The organism is Gallibacterium salpingitidis (genome assembly GCF_001678495.1).
Taxonomy (GTDB): domain Bacteria; phylum Pseudomonadota; class Gammaproteobacteria; order Enterobacterales; family Pasteurellaceae; genus Gallibacterium; species Gallibacterium salpingitidis.
In genome coordinates, this window is record NZ_JTJL01000012.1 from 1 (window position 1) to 24,626 (window position 24,626).

General features: G+C 37.4%; 23 protein-coding genes and 4 tRNA genes. 15 read left to right on the top strand and 12 right to left on the bottom strand.

Features of this window, described 5'->3' with window-relative positions:
- Positions 1 to 141: 141 nt before the first annotated feature.
- From QS62_RS02915 to ybaK, 5 genes are all read right to left on the bottom strand, one after another.
- Positions 142 to 217 (bottom strand) — tRNA-Lys (locus tag QS62_RS02915).
- Between the two features lie 22 nt (positions 218 to 239).
- Positions 240 to 315, bottom strand: a tRNA-Lys gene (locus QS62_RS02920).
- Positions 316 to 337: 22 nt separating this feature from the next.
- Positions 338 to 413 (bottom strand) — tRNA-Lys (locus QS62_RS02925).
- A 23-nt stretch (positions 414 to 436) separates the two neighbouring features.
- Positions 437 to 512, bottom strand: a tRNA-Lys gene (locus tag QS62_RS02930).
- A gap of 171 nt (positions 513 to 683) precedes the next feature.
- Positions 684 to 1,160: a Cys-tRNA(Pro)/Cys-tRNA(Cys) deacylase YbaK gene (gene ybaK / locus QS62_RS02935; protein WP_066105658.1), complete on the bottom strand. Its 477-nt coding sequence runs from the start codon at positions 1,158 to 1,160 to the stop codon at positions 684 to 686.
- Positions 1,161 to 1,228: 68 nt separating this feature from the next.
- Between ybaK and QS62_RS02940 the strand changes: the two genes are divergently transcribed.
- Positions 1,229 to 2,209 carry an Asd/ArgC dimerization domain-containing protein gene (locus QS62_RS02940; RefSeq protein WP_066105662.1) on the top strand — a complete coding sequence of 327 codons (981 nt, stop codon included), beginning with the start codon at positions 1,229 to 1,231 and terminating at the stop codon, positions 2,207 to 2,209.
- 40 nt (positions 2,210 to 2,249) lie between these two features.
- Here the strand turns inward: QS62_RS02940 and QS62_RS02945 are convergent, their stop codons facing one another.
- Positions 2,250 to 4,817, bottom strand: a complete 2,568-nt coding sequence (locus QS62_RS02945) for a penicillin-binding protein 1A (protein WP_066105665.1) — start codon at positions 4,815 to 4,817, stop codon at positions 2,250 to 2,252.
- 143 nt (positions 4,818 to 4,960) lie between these two features.
- On the opposite strand from QS62_RS02945, the gene QS62_RS02950 reads away from it, so the two are divergent.
- The 7 genes from QS62_RS02950 to QS62_RS02980 all read left to right on the top strand — a co-directional run bounded on the left by QS62_RS02950 (position 4,961) and on the right by QS62_RS02980 (position 10,711).
- Positions 4,961 to 5,686 (top strand): hypothetical protein, encoded by a 726-nt coding sequence (locus QS62_RS02950; RefSeq protein WP_156550043.1) that lies wholly within the window; start codon positions 4,961 to 4,963, stop codon positions 5,684 to 5,686.
- Positions 5,679 to 6,251, top strand: a complete 573-nt coding sequence (locus QS62_RS02955; RefSeq protein WP_066105673.1) for a hypothetical protein — start codon at positions 5,679 to 5,681, stop codon at positions 6,249 to 6,251. Before QS62_RS02950 ends, QS62_RS02955 begins: the two co-directional genes overlap by 8 nt.
- Entirely contained in the window at positions 6,248 to 6,784 is a 537-nt protein-coding gene (locus QS62_RS02960) for a hypothetical protein (protein ID WP_066105676.1), read from the top strand. Before QS62_RS02955 ends, QS62_RS02960 begins: the two co-directional genes overlap by 4 nt.
- On the top strand, positions 6,784 to 7,929 hold the full coding sequence (pilQ, locus tag QS62_RS02965; RefSeq protein WP_066105679.1) for a type IV pilus secretin PilQ: 1,146 nt from the start codon (positions 6,784 to 6,786) through the stop codon (positions 7,927 to 7,929). Before QS62_RS02960 ends, pilQ begins: the two co-directional genes overlap by 1 nt.
- Positions 7,930 to 8,165: 236 nt before the next feature.
- Entirely contained in the window at positions 8,166 to 8,693 is a 528-nt protein-coding gene (gene aroK, locus QS62_RS02970; protein ID WP_066105683.1) for a shikimate kinase AroK, read from the top strand.
- A gap of 35 nt (positions 8,694 to 8,728) precedes the next feature.
- Positions 8,729 to 9,820: a 3-dehydroquinate synthase gene (gene aroB / locus QS62_RS02975; protein ID WP_066105685.1), complete on the top strand. Its 1,092-nt coding sequence runs from the start codon at positions 8,729 to 8,731 to the stop codon at positions 9,818 to 9,820.
- Positions 9,821 to 9,823: 3 nt separating this feature from the next.
- Positions 9,824 to 10,711: a Dam family site-specific DNA-(adenine-N6)-methyltransferase gene (locus tag QS62_RS02980; protein WP_066105688.1), complete on the top strand. Its 888-nt coding sequence runs from the start codon at positions 9,824 to 9,826 to the stop codon at positions 10,709 to 10,711.
- Here the strand turns inward: QS62_RS02980 and QS62_RS02985 are convergent.
- Complete coding sequence (locus QS62_RS02985) at positions 10,692 to 11,012, bottom strand: DciA family protein (protein WP_082966118.1); 321 nt, start codon at positions 11,010 to 11,012, stop codon at positions 10,692 to 10,694. The genes QS62_RS02980 and QS62_RS02985 overlap by 20 nt on opposite strands.
- A 97-nt stretch (positions 11,013 to 11,109) precedes the next feature.
- Here QS62_RS02985 and secM point away from each other — a divergent pair, with 97 nt between their 5' ends.
- The 3 genes from secM to mutT all read left to right on the top strand — a co-directional run bounded on the left by secM (position 11,110) and on the right by mutT (position 14,713).
- On the top strand, positions 11,110 to 11,439 hold the full coding sequence (gene secM / locus QS62_RS02990) for a secA translation cis-regulator SecM (protein WP_066105691.1): 330 nt from the start codon (positions 11,110 to 11,112) through the stop codon (positions 11,437 to 11,439).
- Between the two features lie 74 nt (positions 11,440 to 11,513).
- On the top strand, positions 11,514 to 14,222 hold the full coding sequence (gene secA, locus QS62_RS02995) for a preprotein translocase subunit SecA (RefSeq protein ID WP_066105694.1): 2,709 nt from the start codon (positions 11,514 to 11,516) through the stop codon (positions 14,220 to 14,222).
- Between the two features lie 83 nt (positions 14,223 to 14,305).
- Entirely contained in the window at positions 14,306 to 14,713 is a 408-nt protein-coding gene (gene mutT / locus QS62_RS03000; RefSeq protein ID WP_066105697.1) for an 8-oxo-dGTP diphosphatase MutT, read from the top strand.
- Between the two features lie 5 nt (positions 14,714 to 14,718).
- Here the strand turns inward: mutT and holA are convergent, their stop codons facing one another.
- The 3 genes from holA to leuS all read right to left on the bottom strand — a co-directional run bounded on the left by holA (position 14,719) and on the right by leuS (position 18,920).
- Entirely contained in the window at positions 14,719 to 15,759 is a 1,041-nt protein-coding gene (holA, locus tag QS62_RS03005) for a DNA polymerase III subunit delta (protein WP_082966119.1), read from the bottom strand.
- A 5-nt stretch (positions 15,760 to 15,764) separates the two neighbouring features.
- A complete protein-coding gene (locus QS62_RS03010) occupies positions 15,765 to 16,253 on the bottom strand; it encodes an LPS-assembly lipoprotein LptE (RefSeq protein WP_066105699.1) in 489 nt (162 codons plus the stop codon).
- Between the two features lie 84 nt (positions 16,254 to 16,337).
- The gene (leuS, locus tag QS62_RS03015; protein WP_066105701.1) at positions 16,338 to 18,920 is read right to left on the bottom strand and encodes a leucine--tRNA ligase; all 2,583 of its coding nucleotides are present in this window, start codon (positions 18,918 to 18,920) and stop codon (positions 16,338 to 16,340) included.
- 159 nt (positions 18,921 to 19,079) lie between these two features.
- Here leuS and QS62_RS03020 point away from each other — a divergent pair, with 159 nt between their 5' ends.
- The 4 genes from QS62_RS03020 (at position 19,080) to cpdA (ending at position 21,825) form a co-directional block, all read left to right on the top strand.
- The gene (locus QS62_RS03020; RefSeq protein ID WP_082966120.1) at positions 19,080 to 19,778 is read left to right on the top strand and encodes a 4'-phosphopantetheinyl transferase family protein; all 699 of its coding nucleotides are present in this window, start codon (positions 19,080 to 19,082) and stop codon (positions 19,776 to 19,778) included.
- 2 nt (positions 19,779 to 19,780) lie between these two features.
- Positions 19,781 to 20,212 (top strand): phosphate-starvation-inducible protein PsiE, encoded by a 432-nt coding sequence (gene psiE / locus QS62_RS03025; protein ID WP_066105704.1) that lies wholly within the window; start codon positions 19,781 to 19,783, stop codon positions 20,210 to 20,212.
- A gap of 11 nt (positions 20,213 to 20,223) precedes the next feature.
- Complete coding sequence (nudF, locus tag QS62_RS03030; RefSeq protein ID WP_066105707.1) at positions 20,224 to 20,856, top strand: ADP-ribose diphosphatase; 633 nt, start codon at positions 20,224 to 20,226, stop codon at positions 20,854 to 20,856.
- A 141-nt stretch (positions 20,857 to 20,997) separates the two neighbouring features.
- Positions 20,998 to 21,825 carry a 3',5'-cyclic-AMP phosphodiesterase gene (gene cpdA / locus QS62_RS03035; protein ID WP_066105711.1) on the top strand — a complete coding sequence of 276 codons (828 nt, stop codon included), beginning with the start codon at positions 20,998 to 21,000 and terminating at the stop codon, positions 21,823 to 21,825.
- Positions 21,826 to 21,844: 19 nt separating this feature from the next.
- Here the strand turns inward: cpdA and QS62_RS03040 are convergent, their stop codons facing one another.
- Positions 21,845 to 22,480, bottom strand: coding sequence for a class I SAM-dependent methyltransferase (locus QS62_RS03040; RefSeq protein ID WP_066105714.1), 636 nt, complete (start codon positions 22,478 to 22,480; stop codon positions 21,845 to 21,847).
- A 10-nt stretch (positions 22,481 to 22,490) separates the two neighbouring features.
- Positions 22,491 to 24,623: a 3-hydroxyacyl-CoA dehydrogenase NAD-binding domain-containing protein gene (locus tag QS62_RS03045; protein ID WP_066106155.1), complete on the bottom strand. Its 2,133-nt coding sequence runs from the start codon at positions 24,621 to 24,623 to the stop codon at positions 22,491 to 22,493.
- Between the last annotated feature and the right edge of the window lie 3 nt (positions 24,624 to 24,626).

Genomic DNA, 24,626 nt, shown 5'->3' on the forward strand with positions numbered 1-24,626 from the left:
TATTAGACCTAAAAGAAAGTATTATTAACTAATGAGTGATTATAGAGGAATATCGCTCTTTTAACTGTTGATTAGGAGAAAATCGCCTGTAAAACGTATTATTGGTAAAAATATTAATACACTTACTACAATTGGATTTAATGGTGGGTCGTGAAGGATTCGAACCTTCGACCAACGGATTAAAAGTCCGCTGCTCTACCGACTGAGCTAACGACCCGTCGTAAGGTGAGTTAATGTAGTGGTGGGTCATGAAGGGCTCGAACCTTCGACCGACGGATTAAGAGTCCGCTGCTCTACCAACTGAGCTAATAACCCACTTAAATAAATAAGTGTTAAGTGGTGGGTCGTGAAGGATTCGAACCTTCGACCAACGGATTAAAAGTCCGCTGCTCTACCGACTGAGCTAACGACCCTTAAGGGTAAAATATGGAATGAATGGTGGGTCGTGAAGGATTCGAACCTTCGACCAACGGATTAAAAGTCCGCTGCTCTACCGACTGAGCTAACGACCCAAGCGTTACCATATCGCAACGGGTGCTTATAATACTGATTTTCAGGAACTAATCAATAAAAATTTTGAGATTTTTTGCTGTTTGGTGCAATCAAAACCAGTTTGTTTGAAAAATAACCTAATTGTGCTAATTCCCATGAGAAATCCTGAGGAATTTCAAGGTGTATATGGATTATTCCTCATTAATATCCACAAAGTTAGCCTGTGTAAGTTTAGCGAGATCTTGAGGGTTTAATTCGATATCAATACCTCGCTTACCACCAGAAATAAAAATAGTATCAAATTCTTGTGCAGTAGCAGAGATAACCGTAGGTAAACGTTTTTTTTGTCCTAATGGGCTAATACCGCCAACAAGATAACCAGTGACTTTCTCAGCAAGATGTTTATCTGCTAAATCTACTTTTTTTACTCCTAATGCTTTCGCTGCTTTTTTTAGACTTAAATTGTAAGTGACAGGCACTACCATCACTGCAAGTTGTTTATCATCACCATTAGCAGTAACTAATAAGGTTTTGTAAGTTTGTAGTGGTGATAAATTTAATTTTTCAACAGCCTCTTTACCGAAGTGAGTATTGTTAGGATCATGATCATATTGGTGAATCTGAAACGAAATTTTTTGTTTTTTTAATAAGTTAATTGCCGGTGTCATGGAAAACATTCCCGTCTTAAATGTTAATTTGTTAGAATAGCTAGCCGAAGAGTAGCATGGAGAATAAAATGAATTCAAGTTTAAATATTGTGATTGCAGCAGATTTTGCTCTAGCTGAAAAGCTAGTCACGATTTTAGAAGAAAGTTCGTTAGCTTCAGCAACAGTAACCGTTGTTGAAGCGCAAAAGTTTTCTGAAGAACAAAATATTCGTTTCAATGGAAAGTATGTTGAGCAATTAAGTTTTGCTGATGTTGATTGGAAAGAATATGACTATCTATTGTTTGCGGGCAGTTTAGAACAAGTTCCTCATTTAGCGGCAGCGGCAGAAGCAGGCTGTATATCTATTGATGTGTTAGGAATATGTGCATATTTGAGCGATATTCCAGCAGTAGTACCAACGGTAAATGAAGATATGTTAGCGGATCTTAGACAACGAAATATTGTTTCGTTACCTAATCCGCAGATTTGTCAATTAGCACTTATCCTGAAACCGCTATTGCAACAGTATCAAATTACTCAGCTAACAGTAACGTCTTTGTTGCCAATGTCTTATTTTGGTGAAGAGAAAGTGAAAGAGTTGGTAGGGCAAACAGCCCAATTATTAAATGGCGTACCATTAAGTGAAGAACAGCAACGATTGGCTTTTGATGTAGCACCGATATCGCATCGAGAAGAAGTGAATAAACAACGCCTTTTATTAGCGAAAGTATTACCAACTTTTTCAGGACAATTTATCGAGCATCAAGTACAAGTTCCGGTATTTTATGGTTTTTCTCAAATGATTGCTGTATCGGGTTGTGATCTTGAACAATTTGATCCAATGTTAAGTTGGCAACAAAATGAATTGTTACAATATCATCCTGAACAAATTGTTACACCAGTGATTAATGGGGAAACAGAAGAAAACGCTGAACAGTTACCAAAATTACATATTGGTCAGGTAGCTAGTGAAGATGAACAATTAAATCTATGGGTAGTTAGCGATGAACGCGGATTTGCCAGAGCTAGATTGGCAATTGAATTATTACAGCTAGTAGTACAAGCATAATACTTAGTAAAAAGGGGCATTTAGCCCCTTTTGATTGTTGTTAGAAAAGTTCTTTGACTTCTCCTTGACTGTTAATAATTTGATTACCTTGTTCTGGAACATAGTGTTGTGTTGGTTCTGTTCCTTCAATAAAGTACTCTAATCTACCACCAGAATCGGTTAATAAGCCATTTTCCATCGAAATTCGTTTTTGAATAACGCCATCTGGCATAGGATCTTCTCTCACTGGCAGTGATTTTAATGCATTGGTCATATAATCAACCCAAGCCGGCATCGCTGATTTACCACCTGACTCACCGCGTCCAAGATCTAATTTATTATCATCAAAGCCGATATAAACTGAGGTCACTAAATCCGAGCCATAACCAACATACCATGCAACTTTGGAATTATTCGTTGTCCCTGTTTTACCACCGATATCAGGACGTCCAATTGATTTACCGCGCCAACTGGTACCTGTCCAGTTACCACCAGGTTCACCATAAATACCAGAATTTAAAGCGCTACGCATTAGGAAAGCAATTTTGCCGCTGATGACTCGTGGTGCATATTGAGGTTCATCAGTTTGTTTGGTGTCATTACCATTTTCACCTAATAAACTTGGCGCATTTTCTAATTTCACATTATTAGTGTTTAATTCAGGAACATCTGGCACAGCCTCACTGTTATCCTCATCTACAGAAGTATTAGATGATAGTGGGGTATCTGGTACTGAATTTTCAGTAGCAGAGTTATCTACTTTCAAAGAAAGGAAATCAATCGGCTTGACTTCACCATAAATCACAGGAACTTGTTTATCATTACATTGGAAGCAAGCAATTTTTGGTTTAGCGACAAAAATTTCTTTGCCAGTATTATCTTTAATAGATTGGATAATATAAGGATCAATCAAGAAGCCGCCATTATCAATAACCGCATAACCTCTAGCCATTTCTAAAGGTGTAAAAGAAGCTGCTCCGAGAGCAAGTGCTTCAGTTGCTGCATATTGATTTTTTTGGAAACCAAAACGTTGTAGATAATCAGCAATATAGTCAATGCCTACCATATTTACCGCACGTACCATCATAACGTTCTTCGATAATCCTAAACCAACACGTAAACGTAGCGGTCCATTAAATACATTTGGTGAATTTTTTGGTTGCCAAGGTGCTTGCCCTGCTTTACGCAAGGTAATTGGTGCATCATTCAAGATGGTTGCAAGAGTTAAGCCTTTATCTAAAGCTGCAGTGTAAATAAAAGGTTTGATAGATGATCCCACTTGAACCATAGATTGAGTGGCACGATTGAATTTACTGATTGCAAAACTAAAACCGCCCACCATTGCTTCGATAGCACCATTAGCACTGTTTAATGAAATCATACCTGAGTTAGCAATTGGAATTTGGCGTAAAACCCATTGTTGTTTGCTATCTTGCATAACCCAAATCATATCACCAACGTGTAAAATTTTATTGATGTTGCCAGCCCATTTGACCGCATTTTGATTCAAGGTAATGGTTTCGCCATTGGCTAACATTGCTTGAGCTTGAGCATTTTTTACTTCTAAGACTGCGGCTGGTTGTAATGGATCGGCAGCAGGTTGTTTATTTAGGAATCCGATAATTCTTTCTTTATCCCAAGCTGTTTCATCAGCTTTCCATAAGGTGGCGTTTTTACGATAGCCATGGCGCATATCATAAGCTAATAAGTTATTTCTTAAGGCTTGTTGTGCGTTTAATTGATCTGCTGAATTGATCGTAGTAAATACTTGATAACCTTTAGTATAGGCTTGTTCTTCACCGTATAGTTTTACCATTTCTTGACGAACGGCTTCGACGACATAATCGGCATGAAGATCGAGCTTTGAGCCATGATAACTAGCGACAATAGGCTCTTGTAACGCTTGTTTGTATTGGTCTGGAGTGATGTAGTTTTCATCTAACATACGGCTAAGTACGATATTTCGGCGTTCTGTAGCTCGTTTTAATGAATAGAGTGGGTTCATTGTGGAAGGTGCTTTTGGTAACCCAGCTAATACTGCAATTTCACTTAATGTTAATTGATCTAAGGTTTTGCCAAAATAGGTTTGTGCGGCAGCAGCTACGCCATAAGCACGATATCCAAGATAAATTTTGTTGAGATAGAGTTCTAAAATTTCATTTTTAGTTAGATTGTTTTCAATATCGATAGCGAGAACCGCTTCTTTAATCTTACGAATTAATTTTTTTTCTGGCGTAAGAAAGAAGTTACGCGCTACTTGTTGGGTGATGGTACTTGCGCCTTGAGAAGCACCGCCAGAAGTAATAGCGACTTTTAATGCACGAGCAATCCCGATTGGATCAATACCATGATGCTCATAAAAACGGCTATCTTCTGTTGCGATTACTGCATTGATCATTTGCTGTGGAATTTGTGCCAAAGGTACTGGAATACGACGTTGTTCACCAACTTCACCGATAAGTTTCCCATCAGCAGTAAAGATCTGCATTGGTTGTTGTAATTCAACATTTTTTAACTCATTCACATCAGGTAGTTGTGATTTGATGTGAAAATAGAACAAACCACCGGCTACACAGCCGATAACAAATAAAGTCAAAATAGAACTAAATATTAATTTTACGATCTTCATCGAAAAAAGACTCTCTATATAGAAATAAAGGTAATAAACGAAAGTAAAGTGTACTTGTGTTTTTTAATTTGAGTGTTGATTATACGATGAAAGTTGCATTTCCTCCACGAAAAAAAGCTAAAAAACACTCAATAAGAGTAGGAGTGTTTTTTGTATCTAATTGTTTTTATTATACTTTAATAACTGCTGATGATGAAATTAACTCGGGCGTAGCGTTAACTATAAATGAGTTAATAGAACTATTGACTGTACAGTATCGTTGTCATTTACAACAGATTGTTTTTATTTCTGTATTACCACAGCATTTAATTTGGCGAAAAAGCGTTTATGTATCACAAACATTACATCAGTATGCTTTAGAACAGCAACTGTATCATATTTTAGAAAATGATCTTCCTAATGATGGTGCGCCAATTTGGTTTGATTATTTGTATCGACAGGAATCTTTAGATGTTTATGTGATTAAACAGCAAAGTGCAGAACAAGAATTAGGCAAATATTCTCCTCTTTCATTACAAGTATTAGATGTTTTACCGCGAACTTTATTAAGGGCATTTCGTTATTTATCAGGGAAAAGTCAGCAGGAGAAGGTATTGTATTGCTTTTGTGCCGAACAGTTAATTTTTCTGGTTGATTCACCAAATAAAACGGAAATGTTGTTTTCACAAGAGGATTTTTCCGCGAGTTGGCATAAGTTGGCGAGTACTTTTGCGCAAAACTGTTCCAGCATTATTATTTTGCAAACAGCGGAACAAACAGAAATTGATTTCACCGTTATTGAGCAGCGAGATGAGGTACAAATCTTGCCAACAATGGCAGCAGGAGAGTTTATTACATTAGGCTGTGCTTTATGGGGGTTAGATGTTTAGTCAATATCGAATAGAGATCAATTTATTAAATTGGCGAAAGTTGCATCACAGCAAACGTTACCGCTTATTAACAAGCTTATTGTTACTGTTGATCCTGCTATCGGTGACGGTGAATTATTATTTGTTGCAAGATTTTCAGCAGCAAGATTCTACATACCAAAAGTTGCAACAACAACAGCAACGACTGAGACAAAATTTACAACAAATTGAACAGGCACAACATAAACAACGCCAGTTATTAAATCATCAATTACAACTGGAGAAAATCCCGTTAACCGACATCGTTCATTTTACACAAATACTGTCACACCTACCTTTAGGCAATCAGGGACGATTGTCTTTAGCACAAATAGAAATTAATCCTTTTGTAGGGGAGCAGAAAAATAAACTGCATTTTATGATTGCAGGGGAAGATATTGCGCAACAGGAATTTTATCAACTACAACAATATTTACTCTCGCATTGGCCTTATCCACTGGAGCTGGAACCTGGAACACTTGTTCAGAACGCACAAAAACAATATCAGTTTACGTTACGTTTCAATAAAAAAGAGGGAAATGAATGACAAAGTTACCTTTAAAGTATCCCAAAGGTCTGCATTGGTATTTGTTGTATTTACCTAATTATATGTTGTATTTAGTTTGGTTATTGCTATTGGTTTCGATTGTTGCTTATCCATTGTGGCAAAACTGGACAATACATCAACGTATTTCAGCATTAAAACAAACTCTAGTGGAATTAACTAGTTTGGAGCATAAACAGCAGCAAATTTTACAGTTATTGCAACAGCGAGTAAGTGAAGGCAGAGATTCACAAAAAAATACGCAAAAACTGGATAAATTACATCAAGATTTAACGGAATTAAGTAGCGAACAGGCTTTCACTTTTGATATGCAAATGAGTAACAAGGATTTATTACGTGTTGACTTACGTTTGCATATTGCATTTCAATCTTTTATTGAGCATTTTGATTTACTATTCCAATCCATTTTGGCTAATTGGGCGATTTCTTCGATTCAGATAGAACGTAATTCTGATCCTGCTTCGCATGGTTTGTTGTCCATCTCCATTCATCTATTTTCTGAGGAGTTACGCTGATGAAATCGTTAATGTTTTCTCTGTTATGTGTCGCGTTCGCAATGGATGCCTTTGCGAAACCTTCTATCAAGGATCCTTTTTTCGATACGGTCACACCTAATTTTGTCAGTGATCTTCCTGTTGATGATGTGAATATGGTTGCCGATGAATTTGAAGCTATTGCAGTGAAATATATTCAAGTGAATGAGCTGGCAAAAGTATTTAGTGAAAATGGTGGCGGATTATTGTCATCATTGTCTGGTTTTAGTGTTGAACCTCGTAATAATTTGATTGTAGTAAAAGGAGATAAAAAGCAGATTGCACAATTTCGAAAATTAATTGCTCAATTGGATAAACCGGGTGAGCAAATTGCAATTGAAGCAAGGATTGTCACTATAAATAATGAAAGTTTAAATGAGTTGGGTGTGCGTTGGGGGATGTTTAGTAATGCAGATAATTTTCATAAAGTTGCTGCAAAGCTAGATAGTTTTGGCACAGAAAATTTAAATGCGCATCTGAATGTGAATTTCTCAACTAGTTCTGAAGCAGCCTCTATTGCATTACAAGTAGCAAAAATCCATGGACGTTTATTAGATTTAGAATTAAAGGCATTGGAACAAGAAAATAATGTGGAGATTATTGCTAGTCCGCATTTATTAACCTCTAATCAAAAACGAGCAGTGATTAAACAAGGCTCTGAAATTCCTTATGTAATTGAAGATGATACGGAACGGAGTAGCCGTACACATATTGAGTTTAAAGAAGCGGTATTAGGGTTGGAAGTTACGCCGCAAATTTTGCATCAAGGAATGATTGCTTTAGATCTGATTGTAACACAAAACTCGGCAGGGGCCAGTATTCCATATGGTGCTGGGCAAGTAGTGACAATTGATAAACAGGAAGTACAGTCACAAGTTATGGTCAAGGATGGTGAAACCGTTGTATTAGGTGGAATCTTTCATGATTTGATTGGTAAAGGTGAAAATAAGGTACCTTTGTTAGGCGACATACCAGGGTTAGGAAAGTTATTTCGTAGTAAATCTGAACGCCATCAGAAGCGAGAATTAGTCATCTTTATTACCCCTAGAATTATCCATAATGCAGCAGAAACATTAGAGAATTATCAAAAACGCAAAGATGAATTTATGCAAAAGAATAATCTTTGATAAAAATTCAATGTGAGGTTGAAAAATGCGCCTATTTATTGAGATAATATCGCGCTATCTCAATGAACATTCGAGGTCTTGGGGATCTTTTGAGTGTTGTGATTATAGAAGAATACTTCGGTATTCTTTTTCTTTTGCAGTAAAAACAACATAAATTGAGTAACTTAGATTGAGTTACACACACTCAAAGATCAAACTATTCATTTATCTTTAAATCATTTAGAACGATAAAAAACATGGCAGAAAAAAGAAATATTTTTTTAATTGGCCCTATGGGAGCAGGAAAAAGTACGATTGGTCGTCAACTTGCTCAGTTATTAAGTATGGATTTTGTGGACTCAGATACTGAGATTGAACAACGTGCAGGTGCTGATATTGGTTGGATTTTTGACGTTGAAGGCGAAGAAGGCTTTAGAAAAAGAGAAGAAAGAATTATCAATGAATTAACGCAGCGTCAAGGTGTAGTTTTATCAACAGGTGGCGGTGCAGTGATGTCAAAAGAAAACCGTAACCATCTTTCAGCACGTGGCATTGTGATTTATCTTGAAACTACCGTTGAGAAACAACATCAACGTACACTGCGTGATAAAAAACGCCCTTTATTACAAGGTGTTGAAGATCCACGCCAAGTGTTAGAAGATTTAGCGAAAATTCGTACACCGTTATATGAAGAAATTGCCGATATTACCTTACAAACTGATGATCAAAGTGCCAAATTAATGGCGAATAATATCATTGATTTGTTAGAGAATTTTACTGGTTAATCAATAGAGATATTAACGCTTTAAAGGATAGAAAAATGGTAGATGTTTACGTAGAACTCAAAGAAAGACGTTATCCAATTAGTATTGGATCAGGATTATTAACAGAACCAAGTAGTTACTATCCTTTAAAGTCTGGCGACAAAGTCATGATCGTGACTAATCCTACGGTGGCAGCGCATTATTTACAAACAGTGCGTGCAACTTTGGAGAAAGTCGGGTGCCAAGTGAGTGAAGTGTTATTGCCTGATGGCGAGCAATATAAAACATTGGATTCACTCAATCTTATTTTTACTGCATTACTTCAAGAAAGACATGGACGTGATACCACCATTTTAGCCTTAGGTGGGGGAGTAATTGGCGATGTGGCTGGTTTTGCTGCAGCTTCTTATCAACGCGGTGTTCGCTTTATTCAAGTTCCAACTACATTATTAGCACAAGTTGACTCTTCTGTCGGCGGTAAAACAGCCGTTAATCATCCACTCGGCAAAAATATGATAGGTGCATTTTATCAACCAGCTAAAGTCATTATTGATACCGATACTTTGCATACATTACCAGCTCGTGAAGTAAGTGCGGGTTTAGCTGAAGTGATTAAATATGGCGCAATTTTAGATAACGACTTTTTTACTTGGTTAGAACAAAATATTAGCGCTTTAACTGAGCTAAACGCACAAGCAATGCAATACTGTATTCAACGTTGTTGTGAGTTAAAAGCGGCGACTGTGGCGAAAGATGAAACTGAACAAGGTGAACGTGCGTTACTTAATTTAGGGCATACATTTGGACACGCTATTGAAGCACATCTCGGCTATGGTGAATGGTTGCATGGTGAAGCTGTATCAGCGGGAATGATGATGGCTGCCTATTTGTCTTATCGTTTAGGTGATCTAAAAATTACAGATATTGAACGTTTACAAGCATTGTTACTAGCGGCTAATTTACCAGTTCTCTCGCCAGAGCAAATGACAGCAGAAGAGTATTTGCCTCATATGATGCGTGATAAGAAAGTGTTGGCAGGGAAATTACGCTTAGTCTTATTGAAATCATTAGGGCAAGCTTATGTGACTGCTGATGTTGAGAAAACGTTGGTGTTGCAAGCGATTCAAGATTGTATCCGTAGCCACTAATCCATGTCGCACAAAATACATTCAGTAAAACATCGTTCGTTTTTAAAATGGGCTGGTGGGAAATACCGTTTAATTGATGAGATTAAAAGCCTTTATCCAAAAGGCAAAAGCCAATTAATTGAACCTTTTGTTGGCGCAGGAACGGTTTTTCTCAACAGCGATTTTTCACAATATTTACTTGCCGATATTAATCCTGATTTAATTAATTTATTTAATCTTGTTAAAGCCGATGTTGATCAATATATTCGGGATACAAGAGCGTTATTTATTCATCCTGAAGCGAATACCGCATTACGTTACTATGCATTACGAGATGAATTTAATCAGAGTGCGGATCTTTGGCGACGAGCGACGATCTTTCTTTATTTGAATCGTTTTGGTTTTAATGGCTTGTGTCGTTACAATAGTGACAATGAGTTTAATGTGCCTTTTGGCGCTTATCGGCAACATTACTTCCCTGAAAATGAATTGCGTTATTTTGCTGAAAAAGCGGCTCAGGCTAAATTTATTTGTGCTTCATTCCAAGAAACTTTTGCCTTGGCAACTGAGCAAAGTGTGATTTACTGTGATCCACCATACGCTCCGTTACAGCAAGAATCCAATTTTACGCGTTATGCAGGTAATGAATTTAGTCTATTACAACAGCAAGAACTTGCGGATGTGGCTCGTGCAACAGCACTACGGCAAAATGCTACGGTATTAATTTCTAATCATGACACGCTGTTTACTCGAGCTTTGTATCAAGGGGCGAAAATCAAAAAAATTAAGGTGCAACGTTCTATCAGTCAATCGAGCGAAAAACGAGTGAAAGTAAAAGAGTTAATTGCGCTGTTTTCACCACAATCTTTAGCCAAATGGCAGCAGAAAATGGCTAACTCAAACTTGGAATAACTTTAAATGTTAATTGTTTGATATTGGGATATTGTTGTTGAATGTTGGCTAATAATTGTGCTTGTTGAAATAGTAAACTCTGATAAACAACACCATTTGCTACATGAAATAGAATAGAGTTTTCCGTTAATTCAGCCAATCTCATTTTTCCACGAAATTGTGCTGGAATCAGTTTTTCAATATCTTGATAAAATTGTTGTAGATGATTATGGCGCTCAATAAGCGAAGAGAGTGAAGAACGTTGTAAGATATCATTTACATTCATCACTTTTTGATTGCGAATATTTTTATTGGTTGACATCTTGCCGCCTTAATCCAAGCAATTTGTATGACATTATAGAGGAATTATTCTATAATCGTCACTGGTTATTTTTAGAGGTGTTGTTAGGTTTATTATTGTGGATTATCAATTAACGAAAATCGGAAGAAAAACGTTGTGGCAGCGGCTTTTATTGAGCGTTTTGACACTGTTTTTTTTACCACTCCATGCGGAACAGCCGGAACATCTAACAACAACTCCATTAGAAGCTAATCAAACCGTTGCGGTTAATCAACAGCAACAATTTAATTTACATTTTTTGTTGTTAAAGAAAGTACAGCAACAAACTATCGTTTCACGTCAAAAAATTAATGTTCAGCCAGTGTTGCAGGTGATGCAGCAACATAGGCTACCACAAATCAATCGTTATCAAATTTCGATTCGTGCTGGCCCGACATATCAAAGTTAAATGAGAATTTATATTTTGGTGTTCTGACTAGAGCAGTCAGTAAGTTTTATTTTGTAACAAGAAAAGAAATTATTATGTTATCAGCTATTGCAAGAAAAATTTTTGGTAGTCGTAATGACCGCATTTTACGTCGTTTAAATAAACGTGTAGCACAAATCAATAAATTAGAACCTAAATTTTCTGAGTTATCCGATGATGAATTAAAAGCCAAAACTGCGGAGTTTCGTGATCGTTTAGAAAAAGGGGAAACTTTAGATCAGTTATTACCAGAAGCGTTTGCTACTGTGCGTGAAGCAAGTAAACGTGTGTTGGGCTTGCGTCCATTTGATGTGCAATTAATTGGGGGAATGGTTTTAAATAATCGCTGTATCGCAGAAATGCGTACTGGGGAAGGGAAAACGTTAACGGCAACATTACCTTGTTATTTGAATGCGTTAACAGGTAAAGGCGTACACGTGGTAACAGTGAATGATTACCTTGCTCGTCGTGATGCGGAAACAAACCGTCCGTTATTTGAATTTTTAGGAATGACAGTTGGGGTAAATATTCCTGGATTACCGCCAGAAGAAAAACGTGCTGCTTATGCGGCTGATATTACCTATGCGACTAACAGTGAATTAGGTTTTGACTATTTGCGTGATAATTTGGCACATAGTATGAATGAGCGTTTCCAACGTCCGTTACACTATGCGTTAGTCGATGAAGTGGACTCAATTTTAATTGATGAAGCACGTACACCGTTAATTATTTCTGGACAAGCAGAAGATAGTTCAGAACTCTACATTGCGATTGACAAGTTAATTCCACAATTAATTAAACAAGATAAAGAAGATAGCGATGAGTTCCAAGGCGATGGTGATTACACCGTTGATTTGAAAAATAAACAAGCTTATTTAACCGAGCGTGGTCAAATCAAAATTGAAAAATTATTGATGCAGGCTGGTTTGATGAAAGAGGATGAATCTTTATATTCACCTGCAAAAATTACTCTATTGCATCATGTTTATGCTGCATTGCGTGCGCACTCACTATTTGAACGCAATGTTGATTATATTGTGAAAGATGGCGAAATTGTGATTGTGGATGAACATACTGGACGTACGATGGCAGGACGTCGTTGGTCAGATGGTTTACACCAAGCAATTGAAGCGAAAGAAGGGGTAAAAATCCAAAGTGAAAACCAAACAGTAGCATCAATTACTTATCAGAATTACTTCCGTCTTTATGAAAAATTAGCCGGAATGACAGGAACTGCAGATACAGAAGCCTTTGAGTTCCAACAAATTTATGGTTTAGAAACCATTGTTATTCCAACTAATAAACCAATGATTCGTGATGACCGTACCGACTTGATGTTTAAGAGCGAAGAAGATAAATTCAAAGCGATTGTTGAAGACATCAAGGATTGTGTAGCGAGAAAACAACCTGTCTTAGTCGGGACAGTGTCTATCGAAAAATCTGAATTATTATCAGATATTTTGAAAAAAGAAGGCATTAAACATAATGTGTTAAATGCGAAATTCCATGCGCAAGAAGCAGAAATCGTTGCGGATGCGGGTTATCCGGGTGCTGTGACTATTGCAACGAATATGGCTGGTCGTGGTACAGATATTGTGCTTGGTGGTAACTGGAAAGCTGAAATTGCGAAATTGGAAAACCCAACTGAAGAACAAATTGAAGCAATCAAAAAAGCGTGGCAAGAGCGCCACGATATTGTGATGCAAGCAGGTGGTTTACATATTATTGGTACAGAACGTCATGAATCACGTCGTATTGATAACCAGTTGCGTGGTCGTTCTGGTCGTCAAGGTGACCCAGGTTCCTCACGTTTCTATCTTTCTCTTGATGATGCGTTAATGCGAATTTATCTGAATGAAGGTAAATTGAATTTAATGCGTAAGGCTTTCTCTGAACCAGGTGAAGCGATGGAATCGAAGATGCTGACTAAAGTCATTGCTTCAGCACAAGCGAAAGTGGAAGCGCATAACTTTGATGGACGTAAAAATCTATTGGAATTTGATGATGTTGCGAATGACCAACGTCATGCAATTTATGCACAGCGTAATGAGCTATTAGAGAACGATGATATTTCAGATACGATTGATGTGATTCGTCAAGATGTCTTTAATAGCGTGATTGATCAATACATTCCACCGCAATCATTGGAAGAGCTTTGGGATGTTGAAGGCTTAGAAAAACGCTTAAAAACTGATTTCAATATGGATTTACCAATTGCAAAATGGTTGGATGAAGATCACAACTTACATGAAGAAACTTTACGTGAACGTATTGTTGAGATTGCAATTGAAGAATACAAGAAGAAAGAGGCAATGGTGGGTGCAGAAACCATGCGTAATTTTGAAAAAGGCGTGATGCTGCAAACATTAGACGAACTTTGGAAAGAACATCTTTCAGCAATGGATCATTTGCGTAAAGGGATTCATTTACGTGGTTACGCACAAAAAGATCCAAAACAAGAGTACAAGAAAGAGTCATTCCAAATGTTCACCGATATGCTAGAAACATTGAAATTCAATGTGGTAAGTATTTTAACTAAGGTTCAAGTGCGTACTCAGGAAGAGATTGAGGCAGCGGAACAAGCGAGAATGCAAGCGGCAGCCGCTGCAGCTAAGATGGCTGAACAAGCTCAAGTGCAATATCATAGTGATACTTCTGCATCAGGTGATGAAGCTACGCAACCACAACGTAAAATTGGACGTAATGAACCTTGTCCTTGTGGTTCTGGTAAGAAATACAAACATTGTCATGGACGTATTCAATAAGCGTTTTAGTTTTGTAGTTTAAATGAGGTAAGCTGTACATTTGCAAATGTACAGCTTTATTTTTAGCAATTGGAAAATGAACGATGAAGAAACCATTAATTAAAGTGGCTGCTGGCATTATTCGTAATGAGTTTAAGCAAATTTATCTGACGCAGCGGTTAGAAGGTAAAGATTTTGCGCAATCATGGGAATTCCCAGGTGGTAAAGTTGATAAAGGTGAAACACCTGAGCAAGCGTTAAAACGAGAACTTGAAGAAGAAGTGGGAATTTTTGTCTTGCAAAGTAAATTGTATGAACATTTTCAATTTGAATACCCAACAAAAATCATCTCTTTTTATTTCTATTTGGTTGAAGAGTGGGTAGGTGAACCATTCGGTAGAGAAGGGCAAGAAGGGTTTTGGTTGGAACAAAAACAACTGGATGTAGGGCAATTTCCACCAGCGAACGTGAAGATCATTCAGCGCTTATTAGCAGAAACAGAAAAGGATTAACTTTTCTAACTCGCCATTGTAATGGTAATTTCTTGTAGCGCTTGCCAAGCATTAGTATCTGCATTTTGCTTTAAGTTTTTTTCTAATGCCGTTAATAAATGAATTAAATAATAGATCTGATGATAAGAGAGGCGCTGGAGTGCCGCAGTATAAAACGGACGGCGATTTTTCCAAATGCGTAGTTGATCAAATCGTTCTTTTAAACCTGTCGTGGCTAACATTTGTTGGCTTTGTGTGATTTTGGCAGTAGGTTCTGTTCCCAATTCTAATAGTAAAAAGAGTTCTTTTTGCAATATACGCAGTAGCACAACTGCTTGAATATCACCTTCATTTTGTAGCTGTTCTAAGATACGTGTAGCACGATATTGTTTTCCCTGCAAAATCGCATCAACTAATTGATAGGGAGTAAAAACGGCTGCTTGCTCAATACACTGATTCGCATTTAATAAAGTTATAATTTGTTGTGGATATAACAATTGCATTAATTGCAACACTTGTTTAAGTGCAGCCAAATTATTTTCATAGTTATAAGCTAACAGCTCAATCGCTGCTGGTTCTAATTCCAACGACATTGTTGCAGCACGTTGTTTAATCCATTGAGGTAATTGTTCTGCTGGCGGCGTTTGGCAATTGATTTGTAAAATTGGCAATTGATTTAAATGGGTAAACCACGCCTGTTTCTCGGTTGAAAGAGAGAGTTTAGCCATTTGTAGTACAACAATAACATCTTCATTCAATAGCGAAACTAATTGTTGTAACTGTTGTTGTAATGTCGTAGAAAGATTTTCGGGAAGTGTAAGAAAAAAGAGTTGTTTGGTAGAGAAAAGTCCAAACGTTTGTAGTTCATTAAACAGTTGCGACCAATCTGTGGTGGTATCAATAATCAGATCTTGCTTTTGTTCTACACCTTGTTGTTTGGCAAATTGCAAGATAGTTGCTTTAGTTTCTTCCAATAATAAAGGATCTTGCCCAACTAACAGATACCCAAGGTAGGATTGTTGTTGTAATGAATGAACTAATTTGTTCGGGAAGATCCTTATCATCATAATAATTAATATTGTTGTTGGATACTGATCATTTTGATCATTATCTGTTGAGCTGCTTGGCGATACATATCGTTCCAGATAGTACGTTGTTCCGCATTTTTCGCTAATGCAGCACGAGAGTTATCAAAGAAGGTACGAGAAACCTGTACATTAATTGGATAACGTTTCTTATCAGGCATTTGTAATGATGCACTTACTGATAATGTTAATAAACTTTCCGCTTCACGACCTTGTTTAAATACAGAGGCAACAGTATCACCGGTAGAAACACCATTTAAGCGTAAGATAGGTACATTACCTTGCTCAACTAAAGTCACACCACGTAAGCGTAACTCTTTTTTCATTGCCATAGAGATGTCGCTATATTTATCGCCTGTATCTAATTGCACTTCATTAAAGACTTTTTGTGAAAGGGCATCATTGGCAAAATGAAAACCACAAGCAGATAACAACAAGGTCAATGATAAAGTTAAAAGGTGTTTTAGCTTTTTCATAGGGATTCCTTTAGAGCTATGCCAATTAATAAGGAAATGCCATTTAAGGCATTTCCAAATAATAAATATGGCATTATTAGATTATTATTTCGCTACAAAGCTGAGTAATTTACCCGGAACATAAATGACTTTGATGATGTTTAATCCATCTAAATGTTTTTTCACATTCTCATCAGCCATTGCAGTTGCTTTAATTTCATCTTCAGATGCAGATGCCGGTACGGTTACTTTACCACGTACTTTACCATTTACTTGCACCACGACTAATTTTTCATCATCAATCATTGCTTTTTCATCGGCGACTACCCAAGGTGAGAAATCGATCACATCTTGGTTGCCAAGATCTTGCCATAATTGGAAGCAGATATGTGGTGTAATTGGATAAAGCATTTTCACCACTGCGTTTAATGCTTCTTTCATTACCGCTTTGTCTTGTTCAGTTTCTAATGAAGCTTTGGTGAGTTTATTCATCAACTCCATTACTGCAGCAATCGCCGTATTAAAGGTTTGACGACGGCCGATATCATCACTCACTTTAGCAATGGTTTTGTGTAAATCACGACGTAATGCTTTTTGTTCTGCATTTAACGCTTTAACATCAATCGCAGTTGTTGCCGGTTGTTGTTGATAATCGTAAACCAATTTCCATAGACGGCGAAGGAAACGATTAGCGCCTTCTACACCTGACTCTTGCCATTCAAGTGTCATTTCAGCTGGTGAAGCAAACATCATAAATAGACGTACTGTATCGGCACCATATTTCTCAACCATCTCTTGTGGGTCAATACCGTTATTTTTGGACTTAGACATTTTGGTCATACCAGCGTGCACTAATTCATGCCCTTCTGGATCTACTGCTTTAATAATGCGTCCTTTTTCATCACGAGTTACGGTAACTTTGGTTGGTGATACCCAAATACGTTCATTTGTTTCTGAGGTGTAATAGAATGCGTCTGCTAACACCATACCTTGGCAAAGTAATTTTGTCGCAGGTTCATCACACGCTAATAAACCGGCATCACGCAACAATTTGTGATAGAAACGGAAATAGAGCAAATGCATTGTAGCGTGTTCAATCCCACCAATATATTGATCAACAGGTAACCAATAGTTAGCTTCTTCGCTATTTAACATACCTTGTTGATAATCTGGACAGGTATAGCGAGCATAGTACCAAGAAGATTCCATAAAGGTATCAAAAGTATCAGTTTCTCTTAATGCAGGTTGACCGTTGTAAGTTGCTTTTGCCCAATTTGGATCAGCTTTAATTGGACTTTGTACCCCGTCCATTACTACATCTTCCGGTAAAACAACTGGTAAGTCAGCTAATGGAACTGGCACTACTTCGCCATTTTCGAGTGTCATCATTGGAATTGGTGCACCCCAATAACGTTGACGTGAAACACCCCAGTCACGTAAACGGTAATTGACTTGACGCTTACCAACACCCATTGCTTCTAATTTATCTGCAATACCATTGAAAGCTTTTTCAAAATCTAAACCGTTAAATTCAGCAGAATTAATCGCAATACCATGTTCAGTATAAGCGGCTTTGCTAATATCTAATGCGCTACCATCAGCAGGTGTAATAACTGGTTTTAATGGTAAGTTATATTTTTGGGCAAATTCCCAGTCACGTTGGTCGTGTGCTGGTACAGCCATTACGGCGCCAGTACCATAGTGCATTAAGACGAAATTTGCTACCCAAACTGGTACTGCTTCACCGGTGATTGGATGTAACGCATAACGACCAGTGAACATCCCTTTTTTCTCCATTGTGGCTAATTCAGCCTCAGCAACTTTGGTATTACGACATTCTTGAATGAATTTGGTAAGTTCTGGATTATCTTTTGCTGCTTGTTCTGCTAAAGGATGTCCTGCGGCAACAGCAAGGTAAGATACGCCATAGAAAGTATCTGGACGAGTCGTATAAACGGTTACGTTTTCATCGCTGTCTTGCATCTTGAAGGTAATTTCTACCCCTTCAGAACGACCGATCCAGTTACGTTGCATTGCTTTTACTTGATCAGGCCAGTCTGGTAATTGATCTAAACCTTGTAGTAACTGTTCAGCATACTCAGTAATTTTTACGAACCATTGTGGAATTTCTTTTTGTTCCACTGGTGTATCACAACGCCAACAACAACCATCATTCACTTGTTCGTTAGCTAATACGGTTTGATCGTTAGGGCACCAGTTTACCGTAGAGGTTTTTTTATAAATTAAGCCTTTCTTATACAACTCAGTGAAGAACCATTGTTCCCATTTGTAATATTGTGGTTTACAGGTGGCAATTTCACGATCCCAGTCATAGCTGAAACCCAACATTTTAAGTTGGTTTTTCATATATTCGATATTGTCATAAGTCCAAGTTGCAGGTGCAGCTTTGTTTTTGATCGCTGCATTTTCTGCTGGTAAACCGAAAGCATCCCAACCGATTGGTTGTAATACATTTTTACCATTCATACGTTGGTAACGAGAGACAACATCACCGATAGTGTAATTGCGTACATGTCCCATATGTAAACGCCCAGATGGGTAAGGGAACATTGATAAGCAGTAATATTTTTCTTTTTGTGGATCTTGTTGAACTTTGAAGGTTTTATTGTCTTGCCAGAATTTTTGAATTCGACTCTCTACTAAGTCGGGACGATATTGTTCTTGCATGATAAGTTGTCCTATTAGTACCGATAATTAAGTGAAAATTTAGAATTAAAAAATGTGGTATAGAATAGCTTAAAATGCAGTTAATTAATAGAAATATTATTGGTATTAGCGCTGAATTTGAGTACACTTGCATTATGTTGTAATGATGATGATTGTACTATGTCTGAAGTTTTTATTGCTTGGGGAAATATTCATCAAGAATATCCTCTTCATTTACTCTCACCGTTAATTGATTCTAATACAGAAGTAACCACCGTAAAAAAACGAGAACGGCAAATTGCTGATTTTTTGTTATGGCAATTGCTGCAACAAATTGATCGAGAGGATGTTTATTTAACAGGAATAGGTAAAGCGGATAATGGCCGTCCATTTTTGTTGAATACTGAATTTGATTTTAATTTAAGCCATTCGGGAGATTGGGTAGTGGTGGTTTTATTAAAAAGAACAACTGCTGATGAAGTGGTTGGTATTGATATTGAACATCCTAAAAAGGCCCGCAATTTCTCTCGTTTATTGCGATATTATGCGCAACCTGCAGAATTGGCGTGGTGGCAAAAACATTATGACCAACATGGTGCTTTTTATTTAAGTTGGTGTGCTAGGGAAGCGATTTTGAAGGCAACAGGGCGTGGTATTGGCGCATTGTCGAAAGTCGTTTTTGCTGTCGATCGTCATCAATTTCTTACTAAGGAAGCGCCGGAAGGTACTTTGCTTTTTGCGCAATCATTGCCATTTTATTTGGCTTGTTTTGTGGAAAAGTATCAATCAGCAAAAATACAGTATTATGGCTGGGGTGGGGAAAAATTATCATCAGCCAAAATGATTTTGACTACATATCCAGTGACTCATCAGGAGTGAGCATGACAGAAGAACAACATAAAAATGTAGATCAACATGCTTTTGGGATTAAATTTGCCAATATTTTGCAATGGATTCTCAATGCCGCATTAATTGTCCTTTCTGTTATTTTGGTTATTCTACTTGGTAAACAAACCTTTGAATTGGGCCAAATTATTGTTCTGAAAGCTAGCGATACCACGATTGCCTATGTGTTAGCAGAGCGGATAGTGGTGTATTTCTTGTATTTTGAATTTTTGGCATTGATCGTGAAATATTTCAATGCAGGCTTTCACTTCCCATTGCGTTATTTTTTATATATTGGAATTACAGCGATGATTCGCTTAATTATTGTGGATCATTCAAGTGCGATAGGGACATTAGCGATAGCAGCCGCAATTTTATTGATGGTAGCGGCGCTCTTTTTAACAAATATCGCAGAAAAAAGAAAATAGAGGAATTGAAGATGACAGTAGAAACAAAAATTCGTCAATATGGTCAACAAGATGTTGAGATGTTACATGATGAAGTCGTGTTTAAAGGGTTTTATACGATGAAGCGTGTTCAATTTCGTCATCGTTTATTTTCAGGTGAAATGAGCGGTGTCGTCACGCGTGAAGTATTAACGAAGAATGAAGCAACTGCAGTTGTGTTGTATGACCCACAACAAGATAATGTGGTATTAGTTGAACAAATCCGAATCGGGGCTATTGATGCTAATTCAACTGCTTCACCATGGTTGTTAGAGTTAGTGGCAGGGATGATCGAAACAGGTGAGAAACCAGATGAAGTGGCAGTGAGAGAGAGTGAAGAAGAGGCCGGTGTGCATTTGACAGAACTCTATCCAATTATGCAATTTTGGGATAGCCCGGGTGGTATGTCGGAGCGGATTCACTTATTCGCTGGTCGTGTGGATTCCAGTACTGTTGGTGGTGTACATGGATTAGCAGAAGAAAATGAAGATATTCGTGTGCATGTTGTAAGTCGTGAAACTGCTTACCAATGGTTACAAGAAGGCAAAATTGATAATGGTGTCGCTGTCATTGGTTTGCAGTGGTTACAATTAAACTACACTAAGTTGCAGCAAATCTGGCAATAAATCTGTGATAGAGCAAGCAATTCCGAAAAAAAATTGTTAAAAAATGTGCGGAAACTAACATTTTTACTATTTGCCTACTGACTTTTTTACTGAAATGTCTAAAGTAGTAAGGAGAAATTTAAAATTATTTTAGGGGGCATTATGTCAGATCTATTTCAAGATGAATCGACTGGTGTAATAAAATTGCTCCAAGTGACAGACCCTCATCTATTTGCGGATGCGAATGGTGAGTTATTAGGCATTAATACGTATGCAAGTTTTCAGCAGGTATTAAGCGAAATTAAGAGTTCTGGCTTTGAGAGCGATTTTATTTTAGCAACGGGAGATTTTGTGCAAGATGGTAGTGAAGAGGGTTACCATCGTTTTGTTAAAGAGATTGCACAATTAGGCAAAAAAGTTTTCTGGATTCCAGGCAATCATGATTTCCAACCAAAAATGGAAGCAGTGTTTGATGTCTATAAAGCCATCATTCAACCACAAAAACACCTTTTACTAGGCGAACAATGGCAAGTTATCTTATTAGATAGCCAATTATATGGCGTGCCTCATGGAATGTTGGCTGAAGATGAATTAACTTGGTTAGAGCAACGTTTAGCAATGTATCCTGATCGCAATACATTGGTTGTATTGCATCACCATTTATTACCAACTCGTTCTGCATGGTTAGATCAGCATAATCTAAGAAATCCATATGATTTTTCTGAGGTATTAGCAAAACATAAAAAGATTAAAGGAATTTTTTATGGTCATATTCATCAAGAGGTAAATGGTGAATGGCAAGGAATTCCAGTGTTTTCAACACCATCAACTTGTATTCAGTTCAAACCGGATTGTGCCCATTTTACATTAGATAATTTACAACCAGGTTGGCGTGAAATTACGTTATATCCAGATGGGCATTTAGAAACGAGAGTACAACGTATCAAAGAGAAAGTATTCTTGCCAAAAGATAATATGAATGGCTATTAGTCATTGATAACAAGTGATGTTACGCAGTTTGTTTGCGTAATATCACTTGTTGCATTAAGCCAAAATGACAGAAATGACGCCGTTCTATCACTAATGGCAAAGGTTCGATTAATTCTTGTAATCGCAAATTAATAGTTGTACCTAATGCGGTAGTAACTGCATCAAAACCTTTGCGACAAAGAGACGCTTCTTTTCCATCAGGTAAAAATTTATCCCATAAAGAGATAACGCCATTAGGTTTGAGTACTCGAACTGCTTCATTCAGTAACTCTTGTGGCGTTGAGGTAACTGCTAGGATCAGGTGTAATAAAACCAGATCGCAGCTATTATCTGCTAATCCACTCTGTTCGGCGCGTCCGACTTTTGTAGTGATTTGCCAAGGATATTGGCGTTGCTGAATAAGTTTTTCAGCTCGTGCCAACATCTCGGAGGAAAAGTCAACCAAAGTTAATTGGCTGTTGGTAGCTAATCTATTAGCAAGATAAGGTAAATCTAAACCAGTGCCAGCACCAGCAATATAGATCTGTTGTGGTACGTTTTGCCATACTTGTTGTTGGTCAAGTAAATCAAATTGGTGATGGCGCATATTATCTGCAGCCTGTAAGAAAAAATTATAAATCTTGCTGTAATAATTCCAACGTGCTGCAGATGCCATTTTTTTACTCCTAATGATTTAAGCGTTCTTGCTCAGCTTTATTAATTAGCCATTCGCAAGGTTGGAAACGCTCGCCATAAAGTTTGACGTGTTCATTTAACGCCTTAACAATAGAGGTTGCACCAATATGTTGCATATAAGCGTAAATACCACCGCGGAATTCTGGGAAGAATACGCCCAATACCGATGCCATATTACCTTCATCTGGATTACTAATCACACCTTCCTCTAAACAGCGGGCAGCTTCATTTAACATCATTAAAATACAACGGCGGACAATTTGTTCAGACTCAAGATTGTTTTCTGAAATGGTTTCCATCACATAATAGATACTCTTATCTACCATTGTGCGTTCATCAGTTTGCGAATTATAGAGATAGAAACCACGTTTATTTTTACGACCTTTACGATCATCACGCAGTAAATTCCCCAATTTTGCCGGGACAGCAAAAGGCTTACCATAATAACGTTCAAGATTTGGCAACATTTTTGCTAATAGATCTAAGCCAAAATCATCCAACATCGCGAGAGGGCCAACTTCAAAGCCAAATTCTTGTAAGGCACGATCAACAAAATCAACTGCTTCGCCGTCGCATAAGCAATAAAATGCCTCTAATAGATATGGAATCAGAATACGATTAACAAAGAACCCTGGTTTATCAGCAACTAACAATGGAATTTTTCCTTGTTGAATCGCAAAATGGATTGCCGTTGCAATTGTCTTTTCGGAAGTTGTTGCATGAGGAATAATCTCTAGCATCTTCCGTTGTGAAATTGGCGAGAAATAGTGGAAACCGATCACATTCTCTGGACGATTAGCAACGCTAGCAATATCGGAAATAGAAAGTGTGGAAGTATTGCTGGCGAAAATTGTATTTTTACCATAGAAAACTTCACTTTCTTTTAATACACGTTGTTTTACTTCTAACTCTTCATAAACGGCTTCAATAACAAAATCGGCATCTGGTGCTGCCAGAAAACGTTCTCCGCCGGAAATCAAATACATCATTTGTTGCATTTGACCAGACGAGAGTAGTTTTTTACTGACTTCTCGCTGTAAGAGCGAGTGTGTCATATGCAACGCTTTGGTAATACCGCTCGGGTGAATATCCTTAATACGAACAGGAATTTTGGCATTACGCACAGTGATATAGGCAATACCTGCACCCATAAAACCACCACCAATAATAGCGAGTTTATTGACATCACGCACATTACCGCGTGTTTCATATTGCAACCGCATTGCTCGTTTGGTTTGTTCAAGGTTGCGTAAAACACGAGAATTATCGCTATTAAATAGTGCAATAAATGCATTTTTCTCGGTATTTAAGCGTTCTTGATGTGTCGGCTGTTTCAAAATTTCAATAATTTTGAACATAGCTGGATAATTATCAATTGGGCCTAACCATTCTTTATTTTCAGCGGCATCAAAAAGAAAATGGCGAGTCACTCGATTGTTATGCAAATGACTTTGCACTTTTTGCCAAAGTTGAGCAGTTTGCGAAAGTGTTTTTGCCACTAATGTTTTTTGCGCAAAATATTCATAAGCAGTCACTGTTAGTAGGCTTCTCGGTACAACAGCATCTACACAATTCAATGATTGCATAGTATGAACATCAAGTTTATCACCAGATAATAAAAAGGAGAGGGCATTTTTTAACCCAACACGCTCTACTAAGAATGAACTACCATTTGCGAATGGTACGATCCCGGAACGTACTTGCGGCATAGCAAATTGTGTAGTGATGTCATCAGATGCAATACGATAACGACAAGCTAACGCTAGCTCTAAGCCGATACCATAACAAGCGCCATGAATTACGGCGACAGTTGGAAATGGCAAGTTTTGAATTTTTTCAATTAATTGATGTACTTGATTGATAAATGCCTCTAGTTGTAAATCAGATTTACCAATTAAGCTATTAAGATCAAAACCTTGAATAAAATTATTTTCTTTAGCAGATTGGAGAATTAAACCTTTTGTTCCTGCCGGCAATGATGTCAACAATTGATCTAACTGAGCGACAAAATCTACTGAAAGAGTATTGCGTTTTTTATCTTGTACATTAATCAGTAAACAAGCTATTTGTTGATCATCAATGCTTAAAGTAAATGGAGATAATTGATTGTTTTGTTCTGTCATATT